Below are 22,931 nucleotides of genomic sequence, written 5' to 3'. Positions count from 1 at the left end.
GCGTGGTGTCGCCTTTGTTGGCCCACACCGGGCGGGTGCGACTTGTTGGCGCACCCTACAGCTCAACCGACGTTCGACGACACCCCGACCTGCGCCGGGCGCAGCAGCCGGTCGTGGAGCAGGAAGCCTTCCGTCGCCACCTGGATGATCTGCCCGGCCTTGGTCCCCGGCAGAGGCGCTTCGAACATCGCCTGGTGCAGCTGCGGGTCGAACTGATCCCCGACCGCCGGAGAAATCATCGTGATCCCGTGCTTCGTCATAACATTGGTCAGCTCACGCAGGGTGAGCTCAACCCCCTCGATCAGCGCGGCCGAGGCCGCCCGAGACTCCTCCGGGATCGCCTGAATCGCGCGGTTCAGGTTGTCGTAGACCGGCAGCAGGTCGCGCGCCAGGCGCGTGCCGCCATACATCTCGGCCTCTTTCCGGTCCCGCTCGGCCCGCTTGCGGCTGTTCTCGGCATCCGCCAGCACCCGCATGAACTTGTCGCGCAGCTCGTCGCGCTCGGCCCGAAGGGCCTCCAGCTCATCGACTTGCGGTTCAAACTCTTCCACGTCCACCTGAGGCGAGGTGGTTTCTTCCTGCGACATTGCGCTTCGTCCTTCTTCAGCCCTTGCCGCGGTCACTGACCAGGCGGCCCACCAGCTGGGCGGTGTAATCGACGATCGGGACGATGCGGCCATAGTTCAGCCGAGTCGGACCGATGACGCCCACCGCGCCGATGATCTTTCGATCAGCGTTCATATAGGGAGAAACCACCAGACTTGAACCGGAAAGTGAGAAAAGCTTGTTCTCGGACCCGATAAAAATGCGCACACCTTCGCCCGCCTCGGTCAGGTTCAGGAATTCGGCAATGTCCCGCTTGCGTTCCAGGTCGTCGAACAGCACGCGGATTCGGTCGATCTCGGCCTGATCCGCTGCCTCGCCAATCAGGTTCGACCGGCCGCGGACGATCAGCCGCTCGGACGGTTCGCCCGCGTTTTCCCAGAGCGCAAGGCCACTTTCCACCAGGTCCCGCGCGAGGGAGTCGATCTCTTGCCGCCGGTGCGCGATCTCGCTGACGATCCGCGCCCGAAGCTCGGACAGCGTCAGCCCCTCGGCCAAAGCATTCAGGAAATTCGCCGCTTCACGCATCGAGGACGGCGTCTGCCCCGGCGGCGGCACGAAAACCCGGTTTTCCACCTGCCCGTCGGCAAAGACCAGCACCACCAGCGCCCGATCCGGCCCAAGGCTCACGAACTCGATATGCCGGATCGCCGCTTCCCGCTTCGGCGCCAGCACCACGCTCGCCCCTCGCGTGATGACCGACAGCGCAGCGCCGACCTCGTCCAGGAGGGTCGTCACGTCGTGGTCATTCACGCCCAGAGTGGCGTCGATCTTCTCCTGATCCTCCGGCGCGACCTGGCCCACCTCCAGCAGGCTGTCGACGAACATCCGCAGACCCATCTGCGTCGGAATGCGCCCCGCCGAGACATGCGGGCTGTCCAGCAGCCCCAGATACTCCAGATCCTGCATCACGTTCCGCACCGTCGCGGCCGAGACCTTCTCGGACATCGTGCGCGTCAACGTCCGCGAGCCCACCGGCTCACCGGAGGACAGATAGCCCTCGACCACCCGCCGGAAGACCTCGCGGGTGCGGTCGTTCATGTCGCTAAGGATGGGTTGCGGGGTGGTCATGGGTTCAGCAATCGGCCTTGCATCCGGTGCCTGTGGTTGCATATGTGGCCGCATTCCAGCGAAAGGTCCAGCAATGCGCCCGTCAGGCAGAAAACTAAGCGATCTTCGGGCGGTTTCAATCGAAACCAACGTGATGAAACATGCCGAAGGCTCCTGCCTGATCAAGATGGGCGAAACGCATGTCCTGTGTTCAGCCACGATCGAGGACAAGGCGCCCCCTTTTCTGAAGAACACCGGCCAGGGCTGGGTGACGGCGGAATACGGGATGCTGCCCCGCGCCACCAATTCGCGGACGCGTCGTGAGGCGGCGGCGGGCAAGCAGTCCGGAAGAACCCAGGAAATTCAAAGGCTTATCGGTCGCTCCCTCCGCGCGGGCGTGGACCGTCAGGCCCTGGGCGAACGCCAGATCGTCGTCGACTGCGACGTGATCCAGGCCGACGGCGGCACCCGCTGCGCCTCGATCACCGGGGGCTGGGTCGCTCTGCGGCTGGCGGTCAACAAGCTCCTGACCTCCGGCGTGATCACCTCCGACCCGATCCTCGACCACGTTTCCGCCGTCTCCTGCGGCGTCTATGCCGGCCAGCCCGTCCTCGACCTCGACTACGCCGAGGATTCGGCCGCCGGGACCGACGGCAACTTCGTGATGACCGGCGCCGGGAAGCTGATCGAGGTCCAGATGTCCGCCGAGGGCTCCGCCTTCAGTCAGGACGAACTCCTCCACCTCCTCGACCTCGCCCGCCAGGGCAACGCCGCCCTTGTCGCCGCCCAGAAAGCGGCCCTGGGCCTCTGATGCTGCACCGCGGGGATCGCCTCCTGGTCGCCACCCACAACCGTGGCAAGCTGGAAGAGATCGCCGATCATCTGGCCGCCTTCGACATCACCGTCGTGGGGGCCGGAGACCTCGGCCTCCCCGAACCGGAGGAAACCGAGACCACCTTCGTCGGCAACGCCCGCCTCAAGGCCCACGCCGCCGCGAAAGCCTCTGGCCTCGTTGCGCTAGCCGACGACTCCGGCCTCGCCGTCGACGCGCTTGGCGGAGCCCCCGGCGTCTTCACCGCCGACTGGGCCACCACCGCCAAAGGCCGCGACTTCGCCGTAGGCATGGAGCGTGTCTGGCGCGAGCTGGAGGCCATCAACGCCCCTGAACCCCGCACCGCCCAGTTCTGCTGCACCCTCGTCCTCGCGCACCCAGACGGCCAAGACCTTGTCTTTGAAGGTAAATCCCCCGGCCGCCTGGTCTGGCCCGGCCGCGGCGAACAAGGCCACGGCTTCGACCCCATCTTCATGCCCGACGGCTACACCCAGACTTTCGGCGAGATGGACCGCTGGGAGAAGAACCGCCTCTCCCACCGCGCCGACGCCTTCCAGAAACTCGTCGCCGCCCTGTTCCCCTGATGGAAGACTGGCGCCACGCCGGCTTCGGCCTCTATCTCCACTGGCCCTTCTGCCAGTCGAAATGCCCCTACTGCGACTTCAACAGCCACGTCGCCGCCCGCATCGACCAGACCCAGTGGCTCCGCGCCTTCGAACTCGAAATCGACCGCATCGGCGCCCTCACGGAAGGCCGCATCCTCAACACCGTCTTCTTCGGCGGCGGCACACCTTCCCTGATGGAGGCCGCAACCGTCCAGGGCATCCTCGACCGCATCCGCGCCACCTGGACCCTCGCGAACGACGTCGAGATCACCCTCGAAGCCAACCCCGGCAGCGTCGAGGCCGCCCGCTTCGACGGCTACGCCAAAGCCGGCGTCAACCGCGTTTCCCTTGGAATCCAATCCCTTGACCCCGACGACCTCCGCCGCCTCGGCCGGATGCACACGGTGGATGAGGCGGCCAAAGCCATCGCCATCGCTCAATTCACCTTCGACCGCGTCTCCATCGACCTGATCTACGCCCGCCAGAACCAGACCCTTCCCGCCTGGCGCGACGAACTCCACCGCGCGATCGACTTCGGCACCAGCCACCTCTCGCTTTACCAACTGACCATCGAGGACGGCACCGTCTTCGGCCAGATGCACGCCAAGAACCTGCTCAAGGGCCTCCCCGAGGAAGACCTCTCCGCCGACATGTTCGAACTGACGCAAGAGATCACGCGGCAAGCCAGCCTCCCCGCCTACGAGGTGTCGAATCACGCCCGACCCGGCGACGAATCACGCCACAACCTGATCTACTGGCGCATGGGCGACTACGCCGGCATCGGCCCCGGCGCCCACGGCCGACTCACCCTTGATTCGGCCCGATTCGCGACGGAGGCCGAACGCCAGCCCACCCCTTGGCTGACCCGCACCCTCGCCAACCCAGGGTCCGCCGAAACCACCGACCGCCTCGCCGCCGAGGACCGCGCCAGCGAATACCTGATGTTCGCTCTCCGCCTCCGCGAAGGCGCATCGCTCTCGCGCTTCGCCGGTCTTGCCGGACAGCCCCTGTCGGAACAGGCCCTCGCCGAGGTCGAGGCCCTCGGCCTTCTCACCCGCGACGGCGACACCATCCGCACGACGGACCAGGGCGTGATGATGCTGAACGGCATCCTCCGCGCCCTTCTGGCCGACCGTCAGTCCGCCGACTGATCAATCTTCATCTGGTAGCTGGGACAAAATTCGGCACAACCTATCGAGGTCCTCCAGCGAACCGTACCGGATCACCAACTCCCCACTCTCGCCACCCGACGAGTGTTCAATCCGTACCGGCATCTTCAGGTTCGCAGAAAGGTCCCCCTCCAGCGCCCGCGTGTCCGCATCCTTTTCCGCGCCCTTGGCCGCCCTTGGACTGGAGGGCTTCGCGCTGTCCTGCGCCTTCATCAGCCGCTCGACTTCGCGGACTGAAAGCGACTTCGCGACAATCTGCGCCGCCAGTTCCGAGGCCCTCGGGCTGCCAATCAGCGCGCGTGCATGGCCCGCAGACAGCTTCCCGTCGCGCACCAGGTTCTGCACATCATCGGGCAGCGTCAGCAGCCGCAACAGATTCGCGACATGGCTGCGGCTTTTCGACAGGGCCTCGGCCAGCTTTTCCTGCGTATGCCCGAATCGGGACATCAGTTGGCGGAACCCCAGCGCCTCTTCAATGGCGTTCAGGTCCGCGCGCTGGATGTTTTCGATGATCGCGACTTCCAGCACTTCCGAGTCGCTAAGGTCCCGTACAACAACGGGAACTTCGTGCAGCTGAGCCAATTGCGCCGCCCGCCAGCGCCGCTCTCCGGCCACGATTTCATAAGCGTCCCGCCCGGGCTTCCGCCGCACAATCAGCGGTTGGATAACTCCCTTTTGCCGAATCGAATCAGCCAATGATTCGAGCTCTTCCTGCCGAAAATCCAGACGCGGCTGCTGCGGGTTCGGCTCCAGCTTGTCTACAGGCACGTGCAGCTCGGCCTTCCGTGCCGATGCCATCTGCTCCGGACCCGCGAGATGGACGTCTGCCATCAACGCGGACAACCCACGGCCAAGGCCTCTTCTTTCGTTCTTCGACATGCTCAGGCCTCTGAAACTTCGGGGGTTTTACGGCGATCCGCGATCTCTTTCGCCAAGGCCCGGTAGGCTTCCGCGCCTTTCGATCCCGGATCATAGGTCAGCACCGGCAGGGCATAGGACGGCGCCTCGCTGATGCGGACGTTCCGGGGAATCGTCGTCTTCATCACCAGCTCGCCCATATTCGCCCGCGCGTCCGCTTCGACTTGCGCTGTCAACCTGTTGCGGCGGTCATGCATCGTCAACACAACACCTTCGATCCTCAGGTCCGGGTTGGCGGAACGACGGACGTCGCGAATCGTCAGCATCAGCTGCGACAGACCCTCCAGCGCAAAGAACTCGCACTGCAGTGGGACAAGGACCGAATGCGCGGCGACTAGAGCGTTGACTGTCAGCAAGCTCAGCGCAGGCGGGCAGTCGATCAGAATGTAGTCGAACCCGTACTGGTCCATCTCGGGCCGGCGCAAGGCGTCGTGCAGCAGGAAACTGCGCTTCTCGTTCGACACGATGTCCAGATCCGCAGAGGACAGGTCCGCATTGGCCGGGATGATCAGGATGTCCGGCACCCCGGTCTCCATTACTACATCTTGTAGGTCAGCGCCGTCGACAATCAGGTCATAGCTGGTCTTCTTCCGCGCGTCCGGTCGTACGCCCAATCCGGTGGACGAGTTGCCTTGTGGATCGATGTCCACAAGAAGGACTCTCTTGCCAAGTTCTGCCAGCCCCGCAGCCAGGTTGATCGCTGTCGTCGTCTTTCCGACGCCGCCCTTCTGGTTGGCAAGCGCAAGGATGTAGGGGCCGTCAGTCATTGCGGACACGATGGATGTTCCTGATCACAAGTATTGCAGCCTCGCCATCTGACAGGCTTGGCTGCGAGTCAACATCGAAAGCCCAGTCCTTTCGGGCTTGGGCAAGCTCTTCCTGATGGCGCGCACCTTTCGGGAAGATCCCGATGCCATCAGGCTTCAAGTGAAGCGCACCATAACCAATGAGCGCGGGCAGCGCTGCGAGTGCTCGCGCCGACAGGACATCCGCGTGCATCGGCTCAAGCGCTTCGATCCGTTCCGCGCGTACAGTAACTGCCAAATCCAAAGCTTTCGCGGCCTGGCGCAGAAACGTGGCTTTGCGGAGGTCCGACTCGACAAGCGTCACGCGGAAGTTGGGCAGTCTCTCTTGCGCGATGATCGCAACGACTAGCCCCGGAAAGCCTCCCCCAGCTCCCAAATCGACCCAGACTCGCGCGTCAGCCGGGCACAAAGAGAAAATCTGCGCCGAATCAGCGATGTGTCTCTCCCACAGCTGGGGAAGCGTAGACTTGCTGACGAGATTGATCGCTGTGTTCCAACGGCGGACGAGGGCTTCGAAATTCTGGAGAGCCTGGAATGTTTCACGTGAAACACTCACTCCGCCTACGGAAAGCGCGTCGACTTTTGTCATCCCGCAAGCCGGTCGCTGGGTTTGCGCAAGTGCGCAAGGACAAGAAGAAGCGCAGCGGGCGTAACACCTTCTATGCGGGAAGCTTGGAGAATCGACTCAGGTTGCGCCCGTGTCAGCTTCTGCTTGAGTTCATTCGAAAGGCCGGAAATCCGGCTGTAATCGAAGTCCACCGGGATTCGCTGTGTTTCCTGTTTCCGCAGATCCGCGACTTCCTTCGCTTGCCGGTCCGAATAGCGGTCGTATGTGGAATCGACCTGTAGTTGTTCAAGAACCTCGAAACTCAGCATCTCGTAGGCAGGGAAGGCCTTTGCAACAACATCGAGCTCGACGCCAGGAAGCGACAGCACATCGTAAGCCGACCTTTTGCCACCGTCCTTGCTGACGGCGATCCCGGCGTCGTTCAGCGCTTTGGGTCCGATCATCACCGCGGACAAAGCCTCGCGGCCCGCCTCCAGCGCTTCCACTTTGGCTTCGAAGGCCGCACGCCGGAGATCCGAAACACACCCGGCCGCCAACCCCAGTGGCGTCAGCCGCCGGTCTGCATTGTCTGCCCGCACTGTCAGCCGGAACTCGGCACGCGAGGTGAACATGCGGTAGGGTTCAGTCACGCCTCGGGACGTCAGGTCGTCGATCATGACGCCGATATAACTGTCTGTCCGGCTGAACTCGACCGCTGGACGGCCACTAGCTGCAGCAGCTGCGTTCAGACCAGCTACAAGCCCTTGTGCCCCCGCTTCCTCATACCCCGTCGTTCCGTTGATCTGTCCTGCGAAGTACAGGCCCGCCACTGCGCGGGTTTCCAGCGTTCGATGCAGGCCCCGAGGGTCGAAATAGTCGTACTCGATGGCGTAGCCGGGTTGCAGGATCACTGTCTGCTCCAGGCCCGGGATCGTATGGATATAGGCATGCTGCACCTCTTCCGGCAGCGAGGTCGAGAGGCCGTTCGGATAGACCGTGTGGTCGTCCAGCCCCTCCGGCTCCAGGAAGACCTGATGCGAGGTCTTGTCGGCGAAGCGCACCACCTTGTCCTCGATTGACGGGCAATAGCGCGGACCGACGCCTTCGATATGACCACCATACATGGCAGAGCGGTCGAGGTTATCCCGCACGATCTGGTGTGTTGCCTCGGACGTATGAGTAATTCCGCAGCTGATCTGCCGTGCTTCCGGGGCCCGGTTCAGGAAGGAAAACACCGACGGCACTTCATCCCCCGGCTGGCTTTCCAACCGCGCCCAGTCGATGGTCCGCCCATCCAGTCGCGGCGGAGTGCCTGTCTTCAGCCGCCCGACGGGCAGCGCCAGTTCCGACAGTTGGGCCGCCAGCAGTTTCGACGGCGAATCGCCCATCCGCCCGCCCGACATCCGACGGTCGCCGATGTGGATCACCCCGTTCAGGAACGTCCCGGCCGTCAGCACGATCCGGCCCGAAGCCAGCTCCACGCCCGAGGCCAGCACCACGCCGGACACTGCGCCGCCAGCCATCCGAAGCCCGGCAACTTCCCCTTCGATTACATCGAGCCCTGGTGTCGCCAGCAGTTCTGCCCGCATTGCCTCACGGTAAAGACGCCGGTCGATCTGCGCGCGCGGACCCTGCACAGCAGGCCCCTTCCGACGGTTCAGCAACCGGAACTGGATCCCAGCCCGGTCGGCCATCCGGCCCATCACTCCGTCCAACGCGTCGATCTCGCGAACAAGGTGGCCCTTCCCAAGCCCGCCAATCGCCGGGTTGCAGGACATCGCGCCCAGCGTCTCCACTCGCAGCGTCACCAGCGCAACAGACACGCCCATCCGCGCCGCAACGGCAGCCGCTTCGGCCCCCGCATGGCCGCCGCCGATCACGATGACGTCGTAGTGTTTCACGTGAAACCCTCACTTACCGATGCAGAAGCTGGCGAAAATCTCGCCCAGAAGGTCGTCGACATCCACTCGGCCGACCAGGGCATCCAAGGCCCGGACGGCTTGCCGAAGATGCTCCGCCGCCAGCTCGACGCGCGAGTCAGGTCTTACCACTTCCGCCCGTGACTCGGCCAGAGCAGCAATCGCCGTTGTAACAGCGACGCGATGCCTCTCGCGCACCAACGCGCCGGCGGACCCCACGCGTTCCCCAAGGATTTCGCCAATCCGCGCCATCAATTCCGGCACGCCCAAACCCGTTTTCCCAGACACAGCCAGCCCCGACCAACCAGATTTGGTATCCGATTTCCCAAGAACCACCAGATCATCGCCGACCGGATCCAGCGGCAGAGGCGACCCATCCGTCAGGAACAGCCGCAAATCCGCCACTTCGGCCCGGGCCAAAGCCCGCTCGATCCCGGCGCGTTCCAGCCGATCCTCGGTCTCGCGCAGGCCTGCCGTGTCCAGGAAGGTCACCGGCAGCCCGGCGATCTCCATCCGCACCTCGATCACGTCGCGCGTCGTCCCCGCGATCTCGGATGTGATCGCCGCCTCGCGTCCCGCCAGCTGATTGAGCAGCGTCGACTTCCCGGCGTTAGGAGCACCGACGATGGCGACCTCGAACCCGTCTCGGATCCGCTCCGCCGCCGTCACCCCCGCTGCCTCGCGCCCCAGGTCAGCCATAAGACCATCGATCAGCGCCAGCACTTCGGGCGAGACGTCCACCGGCACGTCCTCGTCCGCAAAGTCGATGGTTGCCTCCAAAAGCGCCCCCGCCCGGATCAGATCGCGCCGCCAGCCGTCCACCTTCTGGCCCACCGACCCCGACAGCACCCGCACCGCTTGCCGCCGCTGCGCCTCGGTCTCGGCATCGATCAGGTCCGCCAGCCCCTCGACCTGCGCCAGGTCCAGCACGCCGTTCTCCAGCGCCCGCCGCGTGAACTCCCCCGGCTCAGCCAGCCGCAACCCCGGTTGCTCGGACAGTGCTCGCAGCACCGCGCCCACCACCGCCGGGCCGCCGTGGCAGTGCAGCTCCACCACCGCCTCGCCGGTGAAGCTTGCGCCCTCGGCGAAGGAAACCACCAAAGCTTCGTCCAGCAGTTCCCCGCCCCAGACCAGCCGGCGCAACCCCGCCACGCGCGGCGCAGGCAGCGTCCCACAAAGCGCAAGACCGGCCGCCACCGCGCCCGGTCCCGAGATCCGTACCACAGCGAGGCCCGACCGACCCCGCGCCGTGGCGAGGGCATAGATCGTGTCCATCGCCCCGCCTTAGGTGTTCATCGACTCGAAGAATTCCGAGTTCGTCTTCGTCTGCTTCAGCTTCGAGATAAGGAACTCGATCGCATCCGTCGTGCCCATCGGGTTCAGGATGCGGCGCAGCACGTAGGTCTTCTGCAGGTCGGTCTTGTCGACCAGCAGGTCCTCTTTCCGGGTGCCGGACTTCAGGATGTCCATCGCCGGGAAGACGCGCTTGTCGGCGACCTTGCGGTCAAGCACGATTTCCGAGTTACCGGTGCCCTTGAATTCTTCGAAGATCACTTCGTCCATCCGGCTGCCGGTGTCGATCAGCGCGGTGGCGATGATGGTCAGCGACCCGCCTTCCTCGATGTTCCGCGCCGCACCGAAGAACCGCTTCGGCCGCTGCAGCGCGTTCGCGTCCACACCACCGGTCAGCACCTTGCCGGAGGACGGGACCACCGTGTTGAACGCGCGGCCCAGACGGGTGATGGAGTCGAGAAGGATCACCACGTCGCGCTTGTGTTCGACCAGCCGCTTGGCCTTCTCGATCACCATTTCCGCCACCGCCACGTGCCGCGTCGCCGGTTCGTCGAAGGTCGAGGCGACGACCTCCCCCTTCACCGTGCGCTGCATGTCGGTGACTTCTTCGGGCCGTTCGTCGATCAGAAGGACGATCAGGTAGCACTCGGGATGGTTGGTCGCGATGGAATGCGCGATGTTCTGCAGAAGCACCGTCTTGCCGGTCCGCGGCGGCGCCACGATCAGCCCGCGTTGGCCCTTCCCGATGGGCGAGACGAGGTCGATGATCCGGGCCGAACGGTCCTTGATCGTCGGGTCCTCGACTTCCATCTTCAGCCGCTCATCGGGGTACAGGGGCGTCAGGTTGTCGAAGTGGACCTTGTGCTTGGCCTTCTCCGGGTCGTCGAAGTTGATCTTCGTGGCCTTGGTCAGGCTGAAATAGCGCTCGTTGTCCTGCGGTGCCTTGATGACGCCTTCGATGGTGTCGCCGGTGCGAAGCGAGAACTGGCGGATCATCTCGGGCGAAACGTAGATGTCGTCCGGACCCGGCAGGTAGTTGGCTTCCGGCGACCGCAGGAACCCGAACCCGTCCTGCAGCACTTCCAGCACGCCGTCGCCGCCGATCTCCCAGCCTTCCTCGGCATGCTCTTTCAGAAGCGAGAACATCATCTCGCCCTTGCGCATGCTGGGCGCGTTCTCGATCTCCCACTCCTCGGCCATCGCCAGCAGATCGGCGGGGGTCTTGGCCTTCAGTTCGGCAAGGTTCAGGCGTTCAACAGTCATGGGATACCTTTGTGCGGACCACGCCCTTTCGCGGGGGTCTCAGCAGATGTGCAACGGGAGATGCGATGGACCGGACGGCCCTGCAAAGCCGCACCTAAGCGCAGACGTCGCGAAAGTCAATCAGAAGCGGGTGATGACTGCAAACACGATGACCAGCATGAGGATCGTCGGCACCTCGTTCATCAGCCGGTAGGTCCGGCCAGAGCGCGTGTTGGTCCCTGCGATGAACTCCTTGCGGCGGTAGCCCAGCCAGTGGTGGAACCAGGTCATCCCCAGCACGGCCGCCGCCTTCACCCAGGGCCAGACGAAGGACCAGTCGACCACGCCGGGCGTGAACACCAGCGCCAGGCCGAAGACCCAGGTCCCCACCATCGCCGGGTTCATGATCCCGCGCAGGAGCCGCCGCTCCATCGTCTGGAACATCGCATCCGTCTTCGACCCGGCCTCCACCTGCTCGACGTGATAGACGAACAGCCGCGGCAGGTAGAAGATCCCCGCCATCCACGAGATCACCGAGACGACATGCAGCGACTTGGTCACCAGGTACCAGTCGGCCAGGAAATCGGTGATCGTCTCAAGCATGTCCCTGTCCTCGGTCGCTGCGCCCCTCCTTCTATAAAGAATAAAGAAAAGAAGGAATGTGGATGATGTAGGCCCTGTGGAAGACGGGATTTCCTTGCCGGCCCCCAGATCCATCCACAAGGAGGGCATTGGGGACAAATCCGGGAAAACTGGCTGCCCCGGCGCCGGAACGTAATAAAATACCGTGAAAACAAGTATTTATGAAAAGTTAATGCCGCAGACTATCCACAGGAAACGGCCATCCCCACCCCCGGCACAACCATTTCTCCCGTCCCGCGTGACAAACCCGCGCACAGCGGGATATCTCTGGCCCAGTCTCCGCAGGACTGCCCGTCTGCCCACAGAACCCGCCGAAGGCCCCAGATGACCCCCATCCGGGACCCAGGAACAAACCGAGGATATTCACAGCCTTGCCCCCGTCCATGATCCTCGCCTCCACCTCCCCCACGCGGCTCCAGATGCTCCGCGCCGCGGGCCTCGATCCCACCCCTGTCGCCCCCCGCGTCGATGAGGCGACCATCCGCGACGCCCTTGTGGCCGAGGGTGCCTCCCCCCGCGACATCGCCGATGCCCTGGCCGAGATGAAAGCCCGCAAGGTCGCCGAAAAGCACCCCACCTCGCTCGTCCTCGGCTGCGACCAGGTCCTCGCGCTCGACCGCCAGACCTTCGCCAAACCCGAGACCCCCGACGACGCCCGCAACCAACTCCGCCAGCTCAGAGGCAAGACCCACAAACTCCTCTCCGCCTCCGTCGTCTATGAGAACGCCGAACCCGTCTGGCGCCACGTGTCTGAGGCCCGCCTGACCATGCACCCCATCTCCGACGCCTACCTGGACGACTACGTGACCCGGAACTGGGACTCCATCCGCCACTCCGTCGGCTGCTACAAGGTCGAGGAGGAAGGCGTCCGCCTCTTCTCGGCCATCACCGGCGACCATTTCACCATTCTCGGCCTACCGCTTCTGCCGCTGTTGGCTTGGATGGGGAACCGGGGCATGATCGCCACATGACCGATCACCCCCGCATCCCGCTTGCCGCCGTCCTGGGCCACCCCATCGCCCACAGCCGCAGCCCCGCGCTGCACGGCTACTGGCTGAAACGCTACGGCATCAAGGGCCACTACATCCCGATCGACATCGCCCCCGTCGACCTGCCCCGCCTCCTGCGAACCCTCCCGGAACTCGGCTTCGTCGGCTGCAACGTCACCATCCCGCACAAGGAAGCCATCCTCCAGATCGCCGACGTTGTCACCGACCGCGCCGCGCTGATCGGGGCGGCCAACACGCTGATCTTTCGCAAGGATGGCAAGATCCACGCCGACAACACCGACGGCTCGGGCTTCATCGCGAACCTCCGCCAACATGTCCCCGACTGGAAACCCGCCTCCGGCCCCGCCGTCGTGCTTGGGGCAGGCGGTGCCGCCCGCGCCGTCGTCGCCGCGCTGATCGAGGTCGGCGTCCCCGAAATCCGCCTTGCCAACCGCACCCGCGCCCGCGCCGACGCGATCCGCCAGGACTTCGGTGCCAAGATCCACGTCCACGAATGGGTGCAGGCCCCGAACCTTCTCGATGACGCCGTCACCGTCATCAACACCACCGCGCTTGGCATGACCGGCAAGCAGGACTTCAACGTGCCCATGCACCGCCTGAACCCCGGTGCGGTCTGCAACGACCTCGTCTACACGCCCCTCAAGACCCAATTCCTGATCGAGGCCGAGGAACGCGGCGGCATCATCGTCGACGGCCTTGGGATGCTCCTCCACCAGGCCGCCCCCGGCTTTGAACGCTGGTTCGGCACCAGGCCCGAAGTGGACGAGGCCACCCGCAAGGCCGTGCTTTCCGCATGAGCTTCATCCTTGGCCTTACCGGCTCAATCGGCATGGGCAAGTCCACGACGGCGAAGATGTTCGCCGAGGAAGGTATCCCCGTCTGGGACGCCGACGCCACCGTCCACCGCCTGTACCAACCCGGCCAGCCTGCCGCACTGGCCGTGAAAAGCCTTTTCACCAACGCCATCGACCCTGACGGCAGCGTCAACCGCGCCACGCTCCGCGCGCTGATCCAGGCCGACCCCACCGCACTTGACCGTCTCAACGCCGCAGTCCACCCCCTCGTCGCCGCCGACCGCGCCGCCTTCATCGCCGCCCACAAGGATGCCGAAATCCTCCTCCTCGACGTCCCCCTCCTGTATGAAATCGGCCTCGACAAGGCCTGTGACGCCGTCGCCGTCGTCTCCGCCCCGCCCGAGGTCCAGCGCCAGCGCGTCCTTGACCGTGGCGCGATGACCGAGGCTGAATTCCAGACCATCCTCGCCCGCCAGCTTCCCGACGCCGAGAAGCGCGCTCGCGCCGACTACATCATCCCCACGACCAGCCTTGAAGCCGCCCGCCAGGCTGTGAAACAAGTGCTGACAGACATCCGGCGGGCCAAAGATGCGTGAAATCGTCCTCGACACCGAAACCACGGGCTTCGAGCCCGCCGAGGGCCACCGCATCGTCGAAATCGGCGCAGTCGAGCTGTACAACCATCTGCCCACCGGCCGCACCTACCACCAGTACATCAACCCCGAACGCGGCATGCCCGTCGCGGCCTTCGAGGTGCACGGGATCGGCCATGACATCCTGGAAACCCCCGGCAAGCCCGTCCCCGGCGGCGTGACCCTGCGCGACAAGCCGGTCTTCGCCCGCATCGGACAGGCCTTCCTCGATTTCGTCGGCGACGCGCAGCTGGTGATCCACAACGCCGCCTTCGACATGAAATTCCTGAATTTCGAGCTCGAACGCTGCGGCCTCCCGGGCCTTCCCTTCGCCCGCGCGACCGACACGCTGATGATCGCCCGGTCGAAATTCCCCGGCTCCCCCGCCTCGCTCGACGCGCTCTGCCGCCGTTTCGGCATCGACAACTCGATGCGCGAAAAGCATGGCGCGCTGCTCGACAGCGAAATCCTGGCCGAGGTCTATCTAGAGCTGATTGGCGGCCGCCAGCCCGACCTGGTTCTCTCCAGCGCCGCCCCGGCGCCGGCCCGCAGTGCCTCGGGTGACCTTATCACCTGGCGCCCGCGCCCTCGGCCCGAACCGCTTCCACCCCGGATCACCGAAGAGGAACTCGCCGCCCACGCTGCGATGCTGGCCAAGTTGGGGGACGCCGCAATCTGGAAGAAGGACGTCTGACGCCCAAAGAACCGGGCGCTGCCCGTTCCCCAAGCGTCCCCTCTCCCCGGGGGGGAGAGGGTCAGGGTGAGGGGGACGCCGCCCCCCCACCCGACCAAAAGTCAGTTGACCTTTTCGGTCGGCGCCGCCGAAGCCGCCTGCGCCTGCGCCCGCCGTGCCAGCTCCTGCCGGTACAGCGCCATGAAATCCACCGTATCCACGTTCAGCGGCGGGAAGCCACCGTCGCGCGTCACGTCCGAGATGATCCGGCGCACGAAGGGGAACAGCAGCCGCGGGCATTCGATCAGCAGGAACGGGTGGATCTGCTCGTCCGAAACGCCCTCGATGTGGAAGGTCCCGCCATATTCCAGCTCCAGCAGGAACAGCACGTCGCCGTTGACCTTGTTCTTCGAGGTCACCTTGAACTTGGTGATGACCTCATACTGGTTCGCCACCGGGCGCTTGCGTGCGTCCAGGCTGACCGCGACCTGGATGTCCGGCTGGACCTCTCCGGCGCTCAGGCCCTTCTGCACCACGGCATTCTCGAACGAAAGGTCGCGCACGTACTGCGCCAGAACCTGCATCTTGATCTGCGGCGGTGCCGCCGCCGTCGTCGCCGCGCCGTTGTCTGCTGGGGTTTCCTGACCCATATCCGTCTCTCCTCACGGGATTTGCGGCCTTCTATCAGACCGGGGGGCCGGTCTCAATGCAAAGCCGTGTGTGGCCCCCGGGCCATGCGAAAATGGCCGACCCGAGGGCCGGCCATTGCTAACACTTCCTGAATGCATACGGCTAAGCGCCTGATTTCATTCAGCCGGAAAGACTGTCCACCGTGGACAGATTTCAGAGAATCTCGCTCATCTTCACGACGCGACCCTCGGCGACCGACTTCAGCGCCGCCTCGGCCAGGGCCAGGGCCAGCAGCCCATCCTCGCCGGACGGCGAAGCCTTGGCCTTGCCCGCCATCGCGTCGATGAAGGCCGCGATCTCGGCCGCATAGGCCTCGGTATAGCGGGTCATGAAGAAGTCATGCAGCGGCGGCCGGGTATAGCCCGCCCCGGTAGCCACTTCGATGCTGACCGGCCGCTGGTTCTCCGCCGCGACAGACCCGCCCGACCCGTGCACCTCGATCCGCTGGTCGTACCCATAGGTCGCCCGGCGCGAGTTCGAGATCACCGCCATCTTCCCCGACGCCGTCTTCAGCATCACCTGGACCGAGTCACTGTCCCCCGCCTTCCCGATCGCCGGGTCCACCAGAACCGCCGCCATCGCCGAAACCTCGGACACTTCCTCACCCAAGAGGAACCGCGCCATGTCGAAGTCATGGATCGTCATGTCCCGGAAGATGCCGCCCGACCGCTTGATATAGTCGACCGGCGGAGCCCCCGGGTCGCGGCTGGTGATCGTCACCATTTCCACCGTCCCGATGGTACCCTTGTCGATCTCCCCCCGCACCGCCTGGAAATGCGGGTCGAAGCGGCGGTTGAAGCCGACCATCAGGGTGCCCTTGTTGGCGCGCACGACCTCCAGGCACTGCTTCACACGGGCGAGGCTCAGGTCGATGGGCTTCTCGCAGAACACGGCCTTCCCCGCCTTCACGAACTGCTCGATCAGGTCGGCATGGGTGTCCGTCGGCGTGCAGATCACCACCGCATCGATGTCCTTGGCCGCCGCAATCGCGTCGATCGTCCGCACGTCGCAGCCATACTGGTCGGCAATCGCCTGCGCCGCCGCCGGCATCGCGTCGCTTACCGCCACCAGCTTGGCCGCCGGGTTCCCCGTCACCGCCTTCGCATGAACCTTCCCGATGCGCCCCGCACCCAGAAGCCCGAACCTGATCGTCATAGTCTCTCCTTGTCCCGGGCTGACCCCGGCTTTCGAATCTCAGGCGTAAGCGGCGTCGCTGCCGCCCTTCACGCCGGTGATGTAGCTCACGATGTCATTGCCGTCGGTCTCGTCCTTCCGCAAGGAGGCGACGATGCGTCCCCGGCGGAAAACCACGATCCGGTCCACCAGATCGAAGACCTGCCGCAGGTTGTGGCTGATCAGGATCATCGGGATGCCCCGGTCCTTCAGCCCGCGGATGATGTTCTCGACCTGCGCCGTTTCCTGCACCCCCAGCGCCGCCGTGGGTTCATCCATGATGACGAGCTTCGAGGCAAAGGCCGCCGTGCGCGCGATCGACACGCACTGCCGCTGCCCGCCCGACATGTTTCGGATCGGGTTGTCGACGTTGGGGATCTTCACCGCCGTCGTCTTCAGCGCCTCCAGAGTCCGGTCACGCATCGTCTTGCGGTCCAGCCAGGAGAACGGCCCCAGCTTGAACTTGAAGAGCTCGCGCCCGAGGAACAGGTTCGACGGCACGTCCAGGTCGTCAGCCAGGGCCAGCGTCTGGAACACGGTCTCGATCCCCGCCTGCCGAGCCTCCAGCGGTCCCGCGAAGCTTACCGGCTGCCCGTCGAAGATGATGTCGCCGCTCGTCCGTTGCTCCACCGCCGTCACCTGGCGCACGAAGGTGGACTTGCCCGCCCCGTTGTCGCCCACGACGGCGACATGCTCGCCCTCGTGCAGGATAAAGTTCGCGTCTTCCAGCGCGTGGACGCCGCCGTAGTGTTTGGTCAGCCCACGGGTTTCCAGAATGATTTTCGACATGCTTCTGCCCCCTTACCCGCGAGTCCGCTTGCGTTGCCGCCACTGGTCCAGCACCACGGCGCCGACGATGATCGCGCCCTTCACCATCTCCTGGTAGTAGGCGTCGAGCTTGATCGAGGTGAAGCCCGAGATGATGACGGAGAAGATCGCCGCGCCAAGGACGGTGCCCAGGATCGACCCCCGTCCACCTGCAAGGCTGACCCCGCCGATCACCGCCATCGCGATGGCATCGAGTTCATACATCACCCCCATGCCCGCCTGCGCCGTCAGGTTCTTCGAGGTCAGAAGCACCGCCGCCACGGCCGCCAGCAGCCCGGCGATGGCATAGACCAGCACCTTGTGGCGGTCGACGTTGATCCCCGACATCCGCGCTGCGGCCTCGTTCGACCCGATGGCATAGCAGCGCTTGCCGTAAAGGGTGTAGCTCATGATGACGTGGAACAGGATCGCCAGCAGGACGAAGACCACGGCGGGGTTCTGGCCCGGCCAGGACAGAAGGCCGAAGGTCATGCCGCCCAAGAGGTCTCCGTTGGCCAGTGTGCCATAGGTTTCCGTGGGAAAGCTCACCGGCTGGCCGTTCGACCACCAGCGCGCGACGCCCCGGGCGCTGACCATCACGCCCAGCGTGGCGATGAAGGGCGGGATCTTCGTGTAGGCCACGAGCAAGCCGTTGATAAGTCCGGCCAGAAGCCCGCAGGCCAGACCCACGGCAATCGGCACGATCACCGGCAGGTCCATCGCCCAATCGCCGAAGATCGCCTTCGGGTTCGGGTTGCCGTTGACCATCGCGGTCTGGGCAAAGCTCATCACGATCATCGCGGTGGCCCCCACGACCGATCCAGAGGACAGGTCGATCCCCCCGATGATGATGACCTGCGTCACCCCCAGAGCGATGATCCCGATGATCGCGACCTGCAGGATCATGATGTCCAGACGCTGCTGGTTGAAGATCGCGTCGACGTTGTCCCGCATGTTGAAGAGGAACGATCCCCCCTGCATCCGGTTCAGGATCTCGAAGACCAGGACGATCAGCACCAGCGCACCGAACACGTTCCATTCCGGCGCCCGCGTCCGCTTTGCCGGATCGTATTTCAGGCCGCCCAGGCCATGCGTTGCCTCTGCCACGTCGCCGTCCCTCCCCCAGGATGCAATCAGGTTGGCCGATGGTACACCATCCTGCCAGAAAAACGGGGCGACTGCTGCCAGCCGCCCCGAGGTGCCCGGAAGGGGCTTAGTTCTTCGACAGGTAGCCGTCGATGTTCGCCGGGGTCACCAGCTCGAACGGGATGTAGACCTTCTGGTCCACCGCCTCGCCCTTCGACAGCTTGACCGCCGCATCCAGCGCGCCGCCGCCCTGGGCCGCTGCGTTCTGGAACACGGTGATGTCAAGCTCACCGGCCTGCATCGAGGCCAGCGCGTCCTGGGTCGCATCGACGCCCGAAACGATCACCGACGCCATGTCGATCCCGGCCGCCTTCATCGCCTGGATTGCACCCAGCGCCATCTCGTCGTTGTTGGCCAGCACGCCGTCGAAGGCCGTGCCGGTCGACAGCCAGTTGGTCATCAGCGACTGCGCCTGATCCCGCGACCAGTTGGCGGTCTGCTGGTCGATCACGTTGACCTTCACCGCGCATTCGCCGGCTTCCATCACGTCGTAGTAGTTTTGCGTGCGCTGGACGGCGGCCTGGTTCGACAGTTCGCCCTGCATCACGTAGACGCTGACTTCATCCTTGCCGGCAGCCTTCCACTGGTTGCACTGCTCGATGAAGCCCTGGCGCGACGATTCCGACTCGTTGGAAGCGACGAAAGCCTGGTTGTCGGGCAGCGAGTCGACGTTGATCGGCTGGCGGTTCACATAGACCAGCGGGATGTTCGCAGCAGCGGCGGCGTCCGACATGGCCTGGGTGGCCGAGGTGTCGACCGGGTTCACGATGATCGCATCGACGCCCGAGGCGATGAAGTTGTTGATCTGGTCCAGCTGCTTGGCGACGTCGTTCTGCGCGTCCTCGATCTGCACTTTCAGGCCGGCGGCATCCGCCTGCTCCTGGATGCCGTTGCGCAGGACGGTCAGGAAGTTGTCGTCGAACAGCGCCATCGATACGCCGATCCCTTCCGCCATCGCGGTGGTGCTCAGCAGCGAGGCAAAGCCTGCAACGATCAGGGTCTTCTTCATGGGTATCTCCTCCCGGTTATTGCCGCTGTCCGTTACAGCGGTTCAATCATGTGGCCTCGGCACCGCCTCCCTGCGGGGCGCGAGGGTCGTGTGCATCAGACTGTGCAGTCGCCCGCACTGCGTCAACCGATTCTTGCAACCGGTTGCAAAATCACTCAAGCCGGAACCCGCGCCATGAAGTCCATGCTGGCGCGGAGGGCTGTTGCAGGGTCCGCCAGTGCGTGAACCTCGGGCGAGAACGCCTCATAGCTGACGGGGCCATTCCAGCCCGCCGCCTGCAGTGCGGCGACCTGCTCGACGTTCCCCAGACGGTCGCCCTGGGTCACCAGGACGCGGTGCGGGTCGCGCATGTCGTTGATCCCGACCTCCTGGTCCACCACGCCCGAGACGTGGACGATCCCGGTATGTTCGGGGAACAGCGGGCCGCCATGGGCCAGCGTGTGGTGGAAGGTGTCATGGACCAGCTTGAACCGGCCCTTGCCGCCCACAGCCTCGATCCCCTCAACCGCTTCCGCCTTGTAGCGCAAAGCGCAGATCTCGAAGCCCAGCGGCTCCACCATGCCGACCAGGTTGTGATCCTCCAGCATCGGCTTCAGCGCCTTCAGCGCCACCCGCAGGTTCGCCTGCCGCTCGCCGTTGCCCATGCCAAGGTTGTCGTTGCGCGGGATCAGGCTGACCGCCTCGGCACCGGCGGCCTTGGCGATCTTCATCAGCGCCAGCGCCTCGGCTTCCTTGTCCGACGACCAGTCGTTGAACCGCTTCACCTCGGCCACCGCCAGCAGCCGCAGTCCATTTGCGCGGACATGGGTACCCGCTTCCGCCGGGTCCATCCCGTCGAACAGCGGCTGAGGCAGGTCATTGCGGACCTCGATTCCGACGCAGCCCAGGTCCTTTGCCAGCGCGACAAGCTCGCGGAAGGACAGGCGGGCCACCGTCATGTGGTTCAGTGCGAAGTGGATCATTCCCGGCCTCCCAACCGCGGCAATTTCTTGGGCCGGACCATCCGCGAGACTCTGCCGTCGCGTCAATCCGTCGCGGGGGAGTTCCCATCATCTCTGACGAAAACGCGCGCAGGAGGTTGATTGTTTTTCGTCAGACGCTCTCGGGCAAATAGAGATCGGGCTGCAGGAAGTGCTGGCCCTGGACCGGCTTCAACCCGTCGCTTACCGCTTCGGTCGCCAGGCGGACGAGGTCGTCGCACAGGCGCTGCAGGGGCGTGGCGATGACCATTGTCACGTGCCGCCCGATCAGTGCCGCCCGGCTTTCCGGCGTCAGCTCGTTGACCACCAGCGCCACTTCGCCCGGCTGTCGTGCCTCGCGGATCGCCGCGATGGCCCCCTCCATCCCGCCGCCGGCGCAATAGATCCCGCGCAGGTCCGGGTGGCGGTTCAAGAGGTCCAGCGTCGCCTCGTAGGTCAGTTGCCGGGTTTCCAGGTTGATCAGGGTATCCAGCACCTGAAACTGCGGCGCATGTTCCCGGAAATAGCTGCGCACCCCGGTTTCCCGCAACTCGTGCCCGTGCCAGCGATAGCCACCGACGAAGACCGCGATCTTTCCGGCATTGTGCGACGCCGTGGCGATCATATGCGCGGCGATCCGCCCGACCTTCAGGTTGTTGAGCCCCAGATAGTTCTGCCGCACGCCCTGGCCGAAGTCGTTCAGCAGCGAAAAGCAGGGTATGCCCTTCGCGTTCAGCCGCATCACCGCTTCGGTCACTTCCGGGTGGGTCACCGCCGTCGCGGCGATGGCATCGACGCGCCCCGCCATCCCTTCCATCAGCTCGGTGAAGTCCTTGGGCGACTGCGAGGCGGCAAAGGCCACCTGCAGCGAGGCGCGAACCCCCGTCGCCTGGGTCACGGCCCGCTCCGCTTCCTCCTTGAACTGCTGGTAGAAGGACTGGCGTTCCTTGTGCAGCACCAGCCCCAGGCGCAGACGCGGCAGGTCGGCCTGCACCCGCTGCCCGATCAGCGGCGCGGCGTGATAGCCGATCAGCCGCGCGGCCTCATAGACCTTGCGGGCGGTTTCCTCGCGCACCCGTTCGCGGCCGTTCAGCACCCGGTCGACCGTGGCGCTGGAAACGCCGGCTTCCCGCGCGACGTCATGGATGGTGGGCCGGTTTGCCATGATCTGACGAAATTCCATCAAGGAGATGCCGGATCATGATGGACCGTGACGAAACCTGCAAGCTTTCCTCTTGGAGATTTGCCCAACCCCGACTTATCCACGTGGGGGAGGAGGCGTTCCCCGCCGGGGACGCGGAAGTGGAGGTCAAGGATGGGCAAGCGGGACTACTCTTTGTTCGGACCCGACGCCAGGCGCGCGGTGGAAAGCGGGCTTACGGCGGCCGAATGGTACCATACAGAAGTGCCGCGCAAGGTGATGAAGGACCTGATGGCGCGTAGCGACCAGCCGGCGATTCGCGACACGATCATCCTGTATGGCTGCATGGTTCTGTTCGCCGGGATCGGCATCGCGCTTTGGCCGTCGTGGTGGTCGGCGCCGTTCTGGCTGGCCTATGGCGTCCTCTACGGCTCGGCGTCCGATTCCCGCTGGCACGAATGTGGCCACGGCACCGCCTTCAAGACCCCGTGGATGAACAACTGGGTCTACGAGATCGCCAGCTTCATGATCATGCGCAACTCGGCCACCTGGCGGTGGAGCCACGCGCGCCACCATTCCGAGACCTACTTCGTCGGCCGCGACCCCGAGATCGCCGTGATGCGCCCGCCGGAAGTGGCCAAGCTGATCCTGAACTTCTTCGGCATTCTCGACGTCATCGCCTTCGTGCCCCGGATTCTGCGGAACGCCATCTCCGGCCCGACGCCAGAGGAACGCACCTATGTCCCGCAAAGCGAATGGGGCAAGGTCCAGCGCGTCGCGATCATCCACGTCTCGATCTACGCCGCAACCATCGCGCTGGCGCTGTGGATGGGTTCGATCCTGCCCTTGATGGTGATCGGCCTGCCCCGGATGTACGGCGCCTGGCACCACATCATGACCGGGCTACTCCAGCACGGGGGCCTCGCCGACAACGTTATCGACCACCGGCTGAACAGCCGCACGGTCTACATGAACCCGATCAGCCGCTTCATCTACTGGAACATGAACTACCACGTGGAACACCACATGTTCCCGATGGTCCCCTACCACGCGCTGCCGCGCCTGCATGAGGTCATCAAGAACGACCTTCCCCCGCCGAACACCTCCATCGCCCAGGCGTTCGCCGAGATGTGGCCCGCCATCAAGCGCCAGGTGATGAACGAAGATTACTTCATCCGCCGTGACCTGCCGCCCACCGCGAAACCTTATCGCGAGGACTTCCACCAATACGTGCCGGGCATGATGCCCCCCGCCGCCGCAGAATAAGGACA

24 protein-coding genes are annotated in these 22,931 nt (G+C 64.8%); 8 read left to right on the top strand and 16 right to left on the bottom strand.

Annotated elements, in window-relative coordinates; genetic code table 11:
* Positions 1-62: 62 nt before the first annotated feature.
* Positions 63-587: a nucleotide exchange factor GrpE gene (locus ACE3Q6_RS05610; protein ID WP_374429532.1), complete on the bottom strand. Its 525-nt coding sequence runs from the start codon at positions 585-587 to the stop codon at positions 63-65.
* Positions 588-603: 16 nt separating this feature from the next.
* Positions 604-1,674 (bottom strand): heat-inducible transcriptional repressor HrcA, encoded by a 1,071-nt coding sequence (gene hrcA / locus ACE3Q6_RS05605; RefSeq protein ID WP_374429530.1) that lies wholly within the window; start codon positions 1,672-1,674, stop codon positions 604-606.
* 73 nt (positions 1,675-1,747) lie between these two features.
* Between hrcA and rph the strand changes: the two genes are divergently transcribed.
* The 3 genes from rph to hemW are packed head-to-tail and all read left to right on the top strand — an operon-like array spanning position 1,748 to position 4,241.
* A complete protein-coding gene (gene rph, locus ACE3Q6_RS05600) occupies positions 1,748-2,464 on the top strand; it encodes a ribonuclease PH (protein WP_374429528.1) in 717 nt (238 codons plus the stop codon).
* Positions 2,464-3,069 (top strand): RdgB/HAM1 family non-canonical purine NTP pyrophosphatase, encoded by a 606-nt coding sequence (gene rdgB, locus ACE3Q6_RS05595; RefSeq protein WP_374429526.1) that lies wholly within the window; start codon positions 2,464-2,466, stop codon positions 3,067-3,069. Before rph ends, rdgB begins: the two co-directional genes overlap by 1 nt.
* On the top strand, positions 3,069-4,241 hold the full coding sequence (gene hemW / locus ACE3Q6_RS05590; protein ID WP_374429524.1) for a radical SAM family heme chaperone HemW: 1,173 nt from the start codon (positions 3,069-3,071) through the stop codon (positions 4,239-4,241). The genes rdgB and hemW overlap by 1 nt, the downstream gene beginning before the upstream one ends.
* Here the strand turns inward: hemW and ACE3Q6_RS05585 are convergent, their stop codons facing one another.
* From ACE3Q6_RS05585 to ACE3Q6_RS05555, 7 genes are all read right to left on the bottom strand, one after another.
* On the bottom strand, positions 4,242-5,144 hold the full coding sequence (locus ACE3Q6_RS05585) for a ParB/RepB/Spo0J family partition protein (protein WP_374429687.1): 903 nt from the start codon (positions 5,142-5,144) through the stop codon (positions 4,242-4,244). It lies immediately after the preceding gene.
* A complete protein-coding gene (locus ACE3Q6_RS05580) occupies positions 5,141-5,944 on the bottom strand; it encodes a ParA family protein (RefSeq protein WP_374429685.1) in 804 nt (267 codons plus the stop codon). Before ACE3Q6_RS05580 ends, ACE3Q6_RS05585 begins: the two co-directional genes overlap by 4 nt.
* A complete protein-coding gene (gene rsmG, locus ACE3Q6_RS05575; RefSeq protein ID WP_374429522.1) occupies positions 5,937-6,572 on the bottom strand; it encodes a 16S rRNA (guanine(527)-N(7))-methyltransferase RsmG in 636 nt (211 codons plus the stop codon). Before rsmG ends, ACE3Q6_RS05580 begins: the two co-directional genes overlap by 8 nt.
* Positions 6,569-8,431 (bottom strand): tRNA uridine-5-carboxymethylaminomethyl(34) synthesis enzyme MnmG, encoded by a 1,863-nt coding sequence (gene mnmG, locus ACE3Q6_RS05570; RefSeq protein WP_374429520.1) that lies wholly within the window; start codon positions 8,429-8,431, stop codon positions 6,569-6,571. The genes rsmG and mnmG overlap by 4 nt, the downstream gene beginning before the upstream one ends.
* A gap of 9 nt (positions 8,432-8,440) precedes the next feature.
* The gene (gene mnmE / locus ACE3Q6_RS05565) at positions 8,441-9,724 is read right to left on the bottom strand and encodes a tRNA uridine-5-carboxymethylaminomethyl(34) synthesis GTPase MnmE (RefSeq protein ID WP_374429518.1); all 1,284 of its coding nucleotides are present in this window, start codon (positions 9,722-9,724) and stop codon (positions 8,441-8,443) included.
* A gap of 9 nt (positions 9,725-9,733) precedes the next feature.
* Positions 9,734-11,005: a transcription termination factor Rho gene (rho, locus tag ACE3Q6_RS05560; protein ID WP_374429516.1), complete on the bottom strand. Its 1,272-nt coding sequence runs from the start codon at positions 11,003-11,005 to the stop codon at positions 9,734-9,736.
* 120 nt (positions 11,006-11,125) lie between these two features.
* Complete coding sequence (locus ACE3Q6_RS05555; protein WP_374429514.1) at positions 11,126-11,587, bottom strand: CopD family protein; 462 nt, start codon at positions 11,585-11,587, stop codon at positions 11,126-11,128.
* 422 nt (positions 11,588-12,009) lie between these two features.
* On the opposite strand from ACE3Q6_RS05555, the gene ACE3Q6_RS05550 reads away from it, so the two are divergent.
* From ACE3Q6_RS05550 to dnaQ, 4 genes are read left to right on the top strand one after another with little or no spacing between them, the layout of a single operon-like run.
* On the top strand, positions 12,010-12,597 hold the full coding sequence (locus tag ACE3Q6_RS05550; RefSeq protein WP_374429512.1) for a nucleoside triphosphate pyrophosphatase: 588 nt from the start codon (positions 12,010-12,012) through the stop codon (positions 12,595-12,597).
* Positions 12,594-13,433, top strand: a complete 840-nt coding sequence (locus ACE3Q6_RS05545; protein WP_374429509.1) for a shikimate dehydrogenase — start codon at positions 12,594-12,596, stop codon at positions 13,431-13,433. Before ACE3Q6_RS05550 ends, ACE3Q6_RS05545 begins: the two co-directional genes overlap by 4 nt.
* The gene (gene coaE / locus ACE3Q6_RS05540) at positions 13,430-14,026 is read left to right on the top strand and encodes a dephospho-CoA kinase (RefSeq protein ID WP_374429507.1); all 597 of its coding nucleotides are present in this window, start codon (positions 13,430-13,432) and stop codon (positions 14,024-14,026) included. The genes ACE3Q6_RS05545 and coaE overlap by 4 nt, the downstream gene beginning before the upstream one ends.
* The gene (gene dnaQ, locus ACE3Q6_RS05535) at positions 14,019-14,756 is read left to right on the top strand and encodes a DNA polymerase III subunit epsilon (protein WP_374429504.1); all 738 of its coding nucleotides are present in this window, start codon (positions 14,019-14,021) and stop codon (positions 14,754-14,756) included. The genes coaE and dnaQ overlap by 8 nt, the downstream gene beginning before the upstream one ends.
* Before the next feature lie 101 nt (positions 14,757-14,857).
* Here dnaQ and secB read toward each other — a convergent pair whose 3' ends face one another.
* From secB to ACE3Q6_RS05500, 7 genes are all read right to left on the bottom strand, one after another.
* Entirely contained in the window at positions 14,858-15,385 is a 528-nt protein-coding gene (gene secB, locus ACE3Q6_RS05530; protein ID WP_374429502.1) for a protein-export chaperone SecB, read from the bottom strand.
* 193 nt (positions 15,386-15,578) lie between these two features.
* Positions 15,579-16,580 (bottom strand): inositol 2-dehydrogenase, encoded by a 1,002-nt coding sequence (iolG, locus tag ACE3Q6_RS05525; RefSeq protein ID WP_374429500.1) that lies wholly within the window; start codon positions 16,578-16,580, stop codon positions 15,579-15,581.
* Between the two features lie 39 nt (positions 16,581-16,619).
* On the bottom strand, positions 16,620-17,387 hold the full coding sequence (locus ACE3Q6_RS05520; RefSeq protein ID WP_374429498.1) for an ATP-binding cassette domain-containing protein: 768 nt from the start codon (positions 17,385-17,387) through the stop codon (positions 16,620-16,622).
* Positions 17,388-17,399: 12 nt separating this feature from the next.
* Positions 17,400-18,512: an ABC transporter permease gene (locus ACE3Q6_RS05515; protein WP_374429496.1), complete on the bottom strand. Its 1,113-nt coding sequence runs from the start codon at positions 18,510-18,512 to the stop codon at positions 17,400-17,402.
* Between the two features lie 106 nt (positions 18,513-18,618).
* Entirely contained in the window at positions 18,619-19,560 is a 942-nt protein-coding gene (locus ACE3Q6_RS05510) for a substrate-binding domain-containing protein (protein WP_374429494.1), read from the bottom strand.
* Between the two features lie 155 nt (positions 19,561-19,715).
* Entirely contained in the window at positions 19,716-20,522 is an 807-nt protein-coding gene (locus ACE3Q6_RS05505) for a TIM barrel protein (protein WP_374429492.1), read from the bottom strand.
* 130 nt (positions 20,523-20,652) lie between these two features.
* Complete coding sequence (locus ACE3Q6_RS05500) at positions 20,653-21,684, bottom strand: LacI family DNA-binding transcriptional regulator (RefSeq protein WP_374429490.1); 1,032 nt, start codon at positions 21,682-21,684, stop codon at positions 20,653-20,655.
* 150 nt (positions 21,685-21,834) lie between these two features.
* Between ACE3Q6_RS05500 and ACE3Q6_RS05495 the strand changes: the two genes are divergently transcribed.
* Positions 21,835-22,926, top strand: coding sequence for a fatty acid desaturase family protein (locus ACE3Q6_RS05495; RefSeq protein WP_374429488.1), 1,092 nt, complete (start codon positions 21,835-21,837; stop codon positions 22,924-22,926).
* The last annotated feature ends 5 nt before the right edge of the window (positions 22,927-22,931 follow it).

Origin of the sequence: Tabrizicola sp., assembly GCF_041913445.1 — a bacterium.
Taxonomy (GTDB): Bacteria; Pseudomonadota; Alphaproteobacteria; order Rhodobacterales; family Rhodobacteraceae; genus Tabrizicola.
The sequence above is the reverse complement of the archived record's forward strand: the minus strand, read 5'-3'. Positions and strand labels throughout refer to the sequence as shown.